The organism is Mesorhizobium sp. Root695, from assembly GCF_001428185.1.
Classification (GTDB): Bacteria; Pseudomonadota; Alphaproteobacteria; order Rhizobiales; family Rhizobiaceae; genus Mesorhizobium.
In genome coordinates this window covers 20,154-29,772 of record NZ_LMHO01000027.1, presented here as the reverse complement: position 1 = coordinate 29,772, position 9,619 = coordinate 20,154, and the positions used below count along the sequence as shown (strand labels likewise).

Sequence of the window (9,619 nt, the reverse complement as noted above, 5' to 3'; positions counted from 1 at the left end):
GTCGACCGATCATCGCGCCGTCGATGGTGCGCTGGGTGCCGAACTGCTCGTAGCCTTCAAGCGGCTGATCGAGAACCCGATGGGCATGCTGGTCTAGGTCCTGTCGGAACCGGCGCGCCAGATGATGCGCCGGCTTACATCAGAAACGACTTGTCAGGCGCCGACCCTTGACCCATGTTCCATCTGGATTGCGATCCAGGGAGGCCAAAAATGCCTGCATTCGACCCATCTGACGTCAAAACGCTGTTCGGCAAGGTCATGGGCGCGTCGCCGTCCGATATCAAGCTGGTGGCGCAGCGCTTGCACGACCACGCTTTCGAGCCACGCATGTCGGCGAAGGAGACCAAGCAGCTTGTTGCGAGCCTCGGCTATGACAGCCTGGATGCGTTCTGTGCCGACATCGGGCTGCCCATGCACATCGCCGAGCGGTGGAGCCGTTTTGGCGTTTCCGGCGAGATGAAGCAGGTGTTCACGCTGCTGGCGGCGCAGCGCAGGCGGGTGGCCGAAGCGATCGCCGAATTCGAATCCATGACCCATGTCGGCGTCGAGGATTTTTTGCGCGAGCGCGGGCTTATTTAAACCGAAAGCCGGCTCAGCCGCCCTTCGCCAGCAGCGCCGTCGCCGTATCGCTGTCGGTGATCAGCACATTGGTGCTGACGGCTTTCATCGCGGCGAGGATCGCCGCGACCTTGCGCTTGCCGCCCGCGGCCAGCACGACATTGGGCACCTGGCCGACCACATCGAGCTCGATTGCCATGACGCGGCGGTTGACCTCGTGATCGACCAGCCCGCCGGCGGCGTCGACGAAATAGCACAGCATGTTGGCGACCGCGCCCTTCGCTTTCAGCGGCGCGATCAGTGATGACGGCACGATACCGTGCCGGAAGATGGTGGCATCGGGCGACATATCGCCGACCGTCAGCAGCGCGATGTCGGCAGTGGCTGCGCGTCGGCGTACATCCTGCAGGGTTGGCTGCGCCCAGAGGAGATCGCGTAACGAGGAATCGTCCACCATCACCGGCGCGGTGATCTGGTAGCTGTCGACCTCGAACACATCGGCGACCTTGGCAGCAACGATGGAAGGATTGATCCATTGCGAGTGCGGCAGGCTGCCGACGAGCGCCACCACCGAGGCGCGCTTCAGTTGCCGGCGGGCAAGAAAGCCGAGGCTGGCATGCAGCGTCGCGCCGCCGCCGATCGCCAGCGTCATGTCATCCTGCATCTGCTCGCCGAGATAGGCAGCGACGGCATGGCCGATGGCCTTTTCCAGATGGTCATGCGCCGAAGGCGTCGGGATGACGATGGCGGCGTTGAGACCCCAGCGCTTTTCCAGTTCCCGCTCGAGAGCCACCTGCGCGGCGGTCGGCGCGTTGATCATGGTGACGACGATGCCGTCGGCGGTGCAGGCGGCCAGCGTGCGCATGACCTTCACCCTGGAGACATCGAGCTTTTCGGCGATCTGCTCCTGCGTGAAGCCTTCAACATAGTAGAGCCATGCCGTCTTGACGTTGAGGTCCGACGAGACCATCGGCAGTCGAGCCGGTCTGGGTTTTTCCGTGGGCATCGGTCCTCGTCCTCATAAGCCATGGCCTGGCCAGGTTGCTCTCTTCGGAGAAACGGCCGCCGGATGTCAACTGATGCCGGATTTCCGGCGTGTCGATTATCGCACAATCCTGTTCATTTGTAATTGACATTGTACATATGAACATATTTTGTGGGTTTCACGCGCTGTGTCATCCACCAGTCATATGCGCCGTGCAGGGAGGAAGAGACGGGGATCTGGCCAAGGGCCGGACCGGTCATGCACAGACAAGACAGGAGGTCTCATGAAGACGCACATCATCAAGCTGCTGGCCAGCCAACTAGCGCTCGCGGCAACTTTGTTTGCCGGTGTGGCAAGCGCCGAAACACTGACGCTCTACACATCCCAGCCGGAAGCCGACGCCGCCAAGACCGTGGATGCGTTCAAGAAGGCGCAGCCCGGCATCGACGTGACCATCTATCGTTCGGGAACGAGCGACATCCTGACCAAGATGGCGGCCGAATTCGCCGCCGGCAGCCCGCAGCCCGATGTGCTTTTGATCGCCGACGCGGTCTCGATGGAGCTGCTGAAGAAGGACGACCGGCTGCTGCCTTTTCCCGAGGCCAAGCTCGATGGCATCGAGGCTGATGCCTACGACGCCGACAAGACCTATTTCGGCAGCAAGCTGATCACAACCGGCATCGTCTACAACACAGCGGCCGCCGAGAAGCCGGAACATTGGGCCGATCTCGCCAAGCCGGCCTATGCCGATGGCCTGGTCATGCCAAGCCCGCTCTATTCGGGTGCAGCGGCCTACCTGCTTTCGGGCTTTGTCGGCGACAGCAATTATGGCTGGGATTTCTTCCAGAAGCTGAAGACCAACAACACCGTCAGCGTGCGCGGCAACGGTGCGGTGCTGAAGTCGGTGGCATCAGGCGAGAAGCCTTATGGGATCCTGGTCGACTTCATGGCGATGAACGCCAAGAAGAAGGGCTCGCCGGTCGAGTTCGTGTTCCCCAGCGAAGGCGTGCCGGCGGTGACCGAACCGGTCGCCATCATGAAGACAGCCAAGAATGTCGACGGCGCCAAGAAGTTCGTCGACTTCATTCTTTCCGATGACGGCCAGAAGCTTGCGCTGTCGATGGGCTATCTGCCGGCGCGCGCCTCGGTCGGCCGCCCCGAATGGCTGCCGGAAGGCGTCAAGGTCAAGGTGATGCCGTTCGACACCAAAGCAATCGTTGCCACGACCGACGCCGACAAGGCGAAGTTCTCGGAACTGTTCGGCGGCTGAGCCGACAATCCCGGCGGGATGCCGTTCAAGCGGCATCCCCAACGGGCGAACCTGATCGCATCGGCTGATCGACCCCAGGAAACGCAATCATGTCAACACGGATCAGGGAAAGCCGGGGCCAGGAAATGGCCCTGACGGCGGCGGTAGCCATCGTCATCGTCCTGCTGTCCCTGCTGCCGATGCTGCGTCTCATCAAGGAGATCGTGGCACCCGGCGGCACGCTGTCGACCGTCGCGATAAAGGCCGGGCTCGCCAACCCGGCGACCTGGATCGCGACCTGGCACACGCTGGTCGTCGGCGTCGGCGGTACCCTGCTTGCGGTGCTGTCGGGAACGCTGGTGGCCGTCCTCATCACGTTGACCGACATCCGTCGCCGCAGCGCCCTAGTGCTTTGCTACGTCATGCCATTGATGATCGCGCCGCAGGTGACGGCGCTGGCCTGGCTGCAATTGTTCGGCCCGGCAAGTCCGTTCCTCAAGCTCTTCGGCGCGGCACCGCCGCTCGGTACCAAAAACCCGCTCTACTCCACCTCAGGCATCATCCTGCTGCTAGGCGTGCAATATGGCCCGCTGGTCTTCCTGCTGGTGCGCGCCGGCCTGCGCAAACTGCCGCGCGAACTGGTCGAAGCGGCGCGGGCCGGCGGCGCCGGCTGGTTCACCGTGTTGGTCACCATTGTGCTGCCGCTGATGACACCATCGATTATGGCGGCGGCGGCACTCGCCTTTGTCTCCTGCGTCGGCAATTTCGGCATTCCCGCCTTTCTCGGCATTCCCGCCAATTATCTCGTGCTGCCAACCTTGATCTATCAACGGCTGGCCGGCGGCGGTCCTGCCGTGCTCGGCGAAACCGCGTTCCTGTCGGTGCTGATCGGCGTCATCGCCATGGCGGGCATTCTCGCCCAGGAGGTTATGAGCCGCCGCCGCGACTATCGCATCAGTTCCACCTCGCTGGCGGCCGAACCCTACGAGCTGGGGCGCTGGCGGCCTGTGGTCCAGGCCGGCATGTCGCTGCTGATCGTGGTGGTGCTGGTCCTGCCGCTGTTCGGGCTGGTGCTGACATCGCTGGTGCCGGGCTACGGCATTGCGCTCACCGCCAAGACGGCGACGCTCGACAATTATCGCTTTGTGCTGTTCGAGCATGATGCGGCCAGCCGTGCCTTCTTCAACAGCTTCTGGCTGTCGATCGCGGCGGCCTTCTTCGCGGTCCTGGTCGCAGTGCCGATCGGCTATCTGATCGCCTGGGGCAAGCAGCGCTGGGTACGGCTGCTCAATTTGTCGGTCGAACTGCCCTATGCCTTGCCCGGCGTGGTGCTGGCGATTGCCGCGCTGCTGCTGTTCCTGCGGCCGATCCCGCTGACCGGCATCCAGCTCTACAACACCGTCTGGATCATCCTCTACGCCTATCTCGCCCGCTTCCTGGTGCTGGCGCTGCGGCCGACCATCAGCGGCTATCACCAGATCGACCGGGCGCTGGAGGAAGCAGCGCAAGTGGCGGGCGCCGGACTGTTCACGCGCATGCGCACGATCATCTTTCCCTTGGTGGCACCGGCAGCGATCGCCGGCGGCCTGCTGATCTTCATGACGGCGCTCAGCGAGCTCACCGTGTCGGCGCTGCTGTGGTCTTCGGGGTCGGAAACGATCGGCGTTGTGATGTTTTCCTTCGAACAAGGCGGCGATTCCAACTACGCGGCGGCGATGTCGGTCATCACCGTAGCGGTCACCTTCGTGCTGATGCTGGTGACCAATCTGCTTGCCCCCTACCTTCCCAGCGGAGTGCTGCCATGGCGCGATTGAGCCTGGACAATGTGACCAAGAGCTTCGCCAACTTCGACGCGGTGAAGGATGTTTCGATCGACGTCGGCGATGGCGAGTTCCTGGCAGTGCTTGGGCCTTCCGGCTGCGGCAAGACGACGTTGCTGCGGCTGGTGGCCGGTTTCGAGAAGGTGACGTCAGGCGAAATCCGCATCGGCAGCGATGTCGTGTCGGGCAAGGGCGGCAGCGTCGCGCCGGAAAAGCGGCGCGTCGGCATCGTCTTCCAGAATTATGCGCTGTGGCCGCACATGACTGTGGCCGAGAACATCGGCTATTCGCTGAAGGTCGCGAAGCTGGACAAGGTGGTCGCGCGCCAGAAGGTTGAGGACGCACTCGCCCTGGTCAATCTGCAAGCACTGGGCGACCGCAGGCCGGCTAATCTTTCCGGCGGCCAGCGCCAGCGCGTGGCGCTAGCGCGTTGTCTTGTCGCCGCGCCCTCGCTGGTGCTGTTCGATGAGCCGCTCGCCAATCTCGACGTGCATCTGAGGGCCTCGATGGAGGACGAATTCGCGTCCTTCCACAAGCGCACCGGCACGACCATCGTCTACATCACCCATGATCAGGCCGAAGCGATGGCGCTGGCCGATCGTATCGCGGTGATGGATGGAGGGCGCCTTGCCCAGCTGGCGACGCCGCGCGAACTCTATCATGAGCCGGCAAATGAAATGGTTGCCTCCTTCATTTCGCAGGGCATCCTGCTGCCCGCCGACGTGCTGAGCGCGGAGCAGGCGGGCCACTGCAAGGTCAGGGTTCTTGGCGCTGAACTGGTTGTCCGCTGCCGGCCAGGCGAGCGGCCGCGAGCGGGGGCAAAGATCTGCTGCCGGTCTGCCGATCTCGACGTGTCGCCGGACGGCCCCGGCTTCGATGGCCTGGTCAAGCGGGTGATCTATCAGGGCGGCTCGGCGCGGATCGAATTCACGCCTTCGACCAGTCCCGACCTCACCCTGCATTTCGAACAGCCCGATCCGGTCGTGCTGGAGAGCGGAGCCCAGGCGCGTCTGCGGATACGATCCGGCTGGCTCATCCCGGCTGCAGGGGCAGCAGCGTGATGATGCTCGACCTGCTCGGCGGCTTTGGCGAAAAGGGCCGCACCAGTCTTGCTGTCAGCAGCGGCAACGATCGCATCCTGCTCGACATCGGCATCAAGGTTGGTGCCTCCGGCGCGGACTATTATCCGGCGCTGAACGGGTCGATCGCCGACATTGACGCGCTGTTCGTCTCGCATGCCCATGAGGATCATGTCGGCGCGCTGAGCTGGCTGTTGTCGCGCGGCTATGCCGGTCCGATTTTCATGACGGCCGAGACTCGCAACGAGGCTCCGGCCACGCTTGCCGGTTATGCCGATCCCGGGGATCTCAGGCAGTTTCCCTTTCCAGTAGATCGCATCGAGCTTTTCGAGCCCGGCGACACGCTGAAGAGCGGCAATCTCGCCGTCAGGACTGGACGGTCGGGGCACGTCGTGGGCGGCGTCTGGTTTGCCGTCGACGACGGCGAGCGCCGCATCGCCTATTCGGCCGATGTGGTGCCGGACAGCAATGTCTTCGTGATGGACGCGATCCCGCACTGCGACCTGCTTGTTCTCGATGCCTCCTATGGCGCCGATCCGGTGCCGGGGACGGCGCGCGCGCGCCAAATTTCGCAGTGGGTGGCGAGCCATTCAGACGGATGTCTTTTGCCGACCCCGCTCTCGGGGCGGTCGCTGGAGCTGATCGCCGCCTTGCCGGGGCCGTTTGCCATCCATGCCGGCATGCGTTCGTCCCTGGAAGCGCAGATCGGCGCCACCGCAGCCTTGTTGCCGGGTGTTTCCAAGCTCCTGCTTGCCCGCCTGCAAGGTGCAGCTGATTGGACCGATGCCGATCCTCTGCCGTCAATGCCGTTGCTGGCGGATGATGGCATGGGTGAGGCTGGCCCGTCGTCGCGCCTCTTGCCGCGTGCCGACCAGTCGGGTTTTCCGGTGCTGCTTACCGGGCATCTGCCGTCAAGTTCCCCGGGCGATCTGTTGCACAAGGCTGGCCGCGCGGACTGGGTGCGCATGCCGACCCATCCGACGCTGTCGGGCAATGTCGACATCTGGGAGAAGGCCGGGCGTCCCGTGGCGCTAGGCCATTCCTGCGCGCCGGACCTTCTCGGCGATCTCAAAAGCCACATCCCGCCGCTGCGCACGCAATGCCGCACCGGCCAGCGCATCACGGTGCCGGAGGCAAGAAGACGATGAGAATTCTGATCTGCAACGATGACGGTATCGAAGCGCCGGGGCTCGCCCGTCTCGTCAAGGCCGCAAGTGCGTTGAGCGACGATGTCTGGGTGGTCGCGCCTGATAGCAAACGCACTGCTGCAGGCTCGTCGCTGACGATTGCCAACCCGTTGACGATGCGGCGCGCGAGGCCGGGCTGGTATTCCTGTTCCGGCACGCCCGCCGATTGCGTGGTCAGCGCGATGACGTGGCTGTTTGCCGATGCGCGGAGACCGGACCTGGTGCTGTCGGGCGTCAATGACGGGCGCAATGTCGCCGAGGACCTTGCCTATTCCGGCACGCTTGGCATTGCACGGGAAGCGACCTTCTGGGGCGTGCCGGCGATCGGCTTTTCGCGTGTGAAGAATCCTGATTTCACCGATGCCGATGACCAGTGGCTTGGCGCGCTGATCGCCTCGTTGTGGCAATCGCGCGCCGACTGGGCGACGGAGGGCCATTGGCTCAGCATCAACCTGCCGACCACGCTGCCGGCCGAAATCCGCCAGCCGCGCATCGGTCGTGACAAGATTGGCCGCAAGGCCGAGATTGTGCAGAGCGATGGCGATCGTACCGTCATCACCGTCCCGCGCGGCCGGGCTCATGCAAGTGAACCCGGCGACGAGAATGAGGCGATCGATGCCGGCTTCGTAAGTATCAATCGGCTGAACTGGTTTGGCGAAACGCGGCTGGGCGAGCGGTTGCTAGATGGAATTCATCCCCTGCAGCAAAGCTAGCTCATCTCAGGTCGGAATCGTGGAGCCGCTTAAAGCGTACCAGCGCTTTGGCGACGATTGCCCGCGCGACCGCAGATCACCAACCTGTCAGCGGTCAAATTGCGTCAATCCCGTGCTTATGCTTGAAGCCGCCGTTATTTCATTCCACATCGGGCGCAATGAACGGCAAGATACGAGAATGGTTTCGCAGCTGGCGATGGGCCTTAGCCGCATCGCTGATCCTGCATGCCTTGATCGCAGCGTTCTTGTTCTTTGGCCTGCCGAGACCCGAGCAGCCGGATCAGCTGGAACAGCCCGTCAATGTCGCGATCGTGCCGCCGCCCGAGAAGCCTAAGCCGAAACCTGCTCCAAAGCCACCGGAGCCGACACCTGAAAAGAAGGCTGAAAAGCCGCCTCCGAAACCGCCAGACGACCAGATTCTGAAGCGCGTTTTCCAGTACGGCCAGAAAGATACCGGGCCGGAGAAATCGCTCGACGGAAGCAGCGCTAAGCCCAACACGCCGTCGCCGGCCAAGGATGAGGCGGCGAAGCCGCCTGTAGCACCGACACCCGCGCCGACCCAGCCCGCCCCGGCTGCAGCGCCACAGCAAAGGGCAGAGCCCAGCAAGCCTGACGAGAAGCCGGCCGCCGTTGCGCCGGAAGAAAAGCCCGCCCAAGGCGAGGAAAAGCAGGCGGTCGCCGCGCCTGACGCCAAACCTGCGCAAAACGAGGAGAAGCAGGCGGCCGAGGACACTGACAAACAGCAGCCGGACAAACAGGGCCTCGCACCCCAACCCGCCGAACAGCAAGCGGTCGTGACGCCAAAGCCATTGGCGGCTGAGACCGGTGGTAAGCCGGAGCCTGCGGCCTCAACTGGGAAGGCAAAGCCCAAACCTGCCAAGACAATGACGTTCAAACCCGCAAGAGCTTTCAAAGCGCCGATCGGGAATACTGGAAGGTCAAATCCCACCAACAATGAGGTTGCAGGATCACCGATCTATTCCGGCCTTCCGGGCGTCAGAAAGCTTTACTCGCAGGGAGCAACCGGCAATGCGTTCGCTACAAGCTCCATGGAGAATGTGCCGCGCGGTCAGCGCGTGGCCACCCTTTGCGGCAATGTTCTAAGCCAGGAACTGCAAAGTGCCGACTATACGGTCAAATGGGTGCCAACCATTACGCTGGACAAAGGCAATGTTCTCAATCCTGCTAAGGCGGCCTTCAGTACCAGAAACACCTGGTACAATCTAAACTTCCGGTGTGAAGTCGATCCCGATGCGACGAGGGTTCTATCCTTCAACTTCCGTGTGGGGTCATTGGTCCCGCCTGGCGAATGGGCCAGCCGTGGATTCACCAAGTACCCGCTAAATTAGGCCGGCACACCGAGCCCGGCCAATTGCCGGCTGACTTCATGCCAGTCGGCGCAGACGAAATCGGCACCCGCCGATGTCAGCCGTGCGGCGTGCTCGCGATAGGTGTGACCGCCGCCTGTGTAACCGATCGCCGTCATGCCGGCAGCGGCCGCGCCCTGGATGCCGAAGGGCGAATCCTCGATGACGATGCAGTCAGCGGGGTTAGCGCCCATCTTGTCGGCCGCAAACAGGAAGATGTCCGGCGCCGGCTTACCGTTCTTGACCATCGAGGAGCTGTAGATCGCATCGCCGAAAAACCCTGCCAGTCCGGTCACGGCAAGGCTGTGGTTTATGCGCTCGACGGAGGAGGACGAGGCAACGCAGCGGTCGCCCGCAAGCGTCTGCAGAAACGCGGCGATCCCCGGTGTCGGCTTCAATTCTTCGGAGAACAGCGCCTTGGTCTCGGCCCAGATATCGCCATCCGCCGCCGCCGGAAACTGGTGGCCGGTCAAATCCCTGATCTTGACGATGATATCTGACTGCTTCATGCCGATGCATTGGGCGATGATGCTGGTGTTGACGCCGGGCATGCCGTGCTTTTCATAGACGCGCTCATAGGCCCGGGCGGCCAGCGGCTCGCTGTCGACAAGAACGCCGTCGCAATCGAAAATGATAGGCCTTGCTCGCGCCACGCGCTTCT

10 protein-coding genes are annotated in these 9,619 nt (G+C 63.1%); 8 read left to right on the top strand and 2 right to left on the bottom strand.

The genetic code is table 11. The features are described 5' to 3' along the window. Positions 1 to 97: 2-oxo acid dehydrogenase subunit E2 (locus ASD99_RS33600; RefSeq protein ID WP_156389015.1), on the top strand; the 97-nt coding region annotated here is incomplete at its 5' end. A gap of 113 nt (positions 98 to 210) precedes the next feature. Then, positions 211 to 579, top strand: a complete 369-nt coding sequence (locus ASD99_RS22940; RefSeq protein ID WP_056587260.1) for a hypothetical protein — start codon at positions 211 to 213, stop codon at positions 577 to 579. A gap of 13 nt (positions 580 to 592) precedes the next feature. Here ASD99_RS22940 and ASD99_RS22935 read toward each other — a convergent pair whose 3' ends face one another. Beyond that, positions 593 to 1,564: a sugar-binding transcriptional regulator gene (locus tag ASD99_RS22935; RefSeq protein ID WP_057145008.1), complete on the bottom strand. Its 972-nt coding sequence runs from the start codon at positions 1,562 to 1,564 to the stop codon at positions 593 to 595. A gap of 262 nt (positions 1,565 to 1,826) precedes the next feature. Here ASD99_RS22935 and ASD99_RS22930 point away from each other — a divergent pair, with 262 nt between their 5' ends. The 6 genes from ASD99_RS22930 (at position 1,827) to ASD99_RS22905 (ending at position 8,940) form a co-directional block, all read left to right on the top strand. Beyond that, the gene (locus ASD99_RS22930) at positions 1,827 to 2,813 is read left to right on the top strand and encodes an ABC transporter substrate-binding protein (RefSeq protein ID WP_057145007.1); all 987 of its coding nucleotides are present in this window, start codon (positions 1,827 to 1,829) and stop codon (positions 2,811 to 2,813) included. A gap of 89 nt (positions 2,814 to 2,902) precedes the next feature. Further along, a complete protein-coding gene (locus tag ASD99_RS22925) occupies positions 2,903 to 4,606 on the top strand; it encodes an ABC transporter permease (RefSeq protein ID WP_056587252.1) in 1,704 nt (567 codons plus the stop codon). After that, positions 4,594 to 5,673 (top strand): ABC transporter ATP-binding protein, encoded by a 1,080-nt coding sequence (locus ASD99_RS22920; RefSeq protein ID WP_057145006.1) that lies wholly within the window; start codon positions 4,594 to 4,596, stop codon positions 5,671 to 5,673. The genes ASD99_RS22925 and ASD99_RS22920 overlap by 13 nt, the downstream gene beginning before the upstream one ends. Then, on the top strand, positions 5,673 to 6,839 hold the full coding sequence (locus tag ASD99_RS22915; protein WP_057145011.1) for an MBL fold metallo-hydrolase: 1,167 nt from the start codon (positions 5,673 to 5,675) through the stop codon (positions 6,837 to 6,839). The genes ASD99_RS22920 and ASD99_RS22915 overlap by 1 nt, the downstream gene beginning before the upstream one ends. Further along, positions 6,836 to 7,591, top strand: coding sequence for a 5'/3'-nucleotidase SurE (gene surE / locus ASD99_RS22910; protein WP_057145010.1), 756 nt, complete (start codon positions 6,836 to 6,838; stop codon positions 7,589 to 7,591). Before ASD99_RS22915 ends, surE begins: the two co-directional genes overlap by 4 nt. A 158-nt stretch (positions 7,592 to 7,749) precedes the next feature. Then, positions 7,750 to 8,940 carry a DUF930 domain-containing protein gene (locus tag ASD99_RS22905; RefSeq protein WP_057145005.1) on the top strand — a complete coding sequence of 397 codons (1,191 nt, stop codon included), beginning with the start codon at positions 7,750 to 7,752 and terminating at the stop codon, positions 8,938 to 8,940. Here the strand turns inward: ASD99_RS22905 and ASD99_RS22900 are convergent. Further along, complete coding sequence (locus tag ASD99_RS22900) at positions 8,937 to 9,611, bottom strand: HAD family hydrolase (protein ID WP_056587453.1); 675 nt, start codon at positions 9,609 to 9,611, stop codon at positions 8,937 to 8,939. The two genes, ASD99_RS22905 and ASD99_RS22900, sit on opposite strands and share 4 nt — an antisense overlap. Between the last annotated feature and the right edge of the window lie 8 nt (positions 9,612 to 9,619).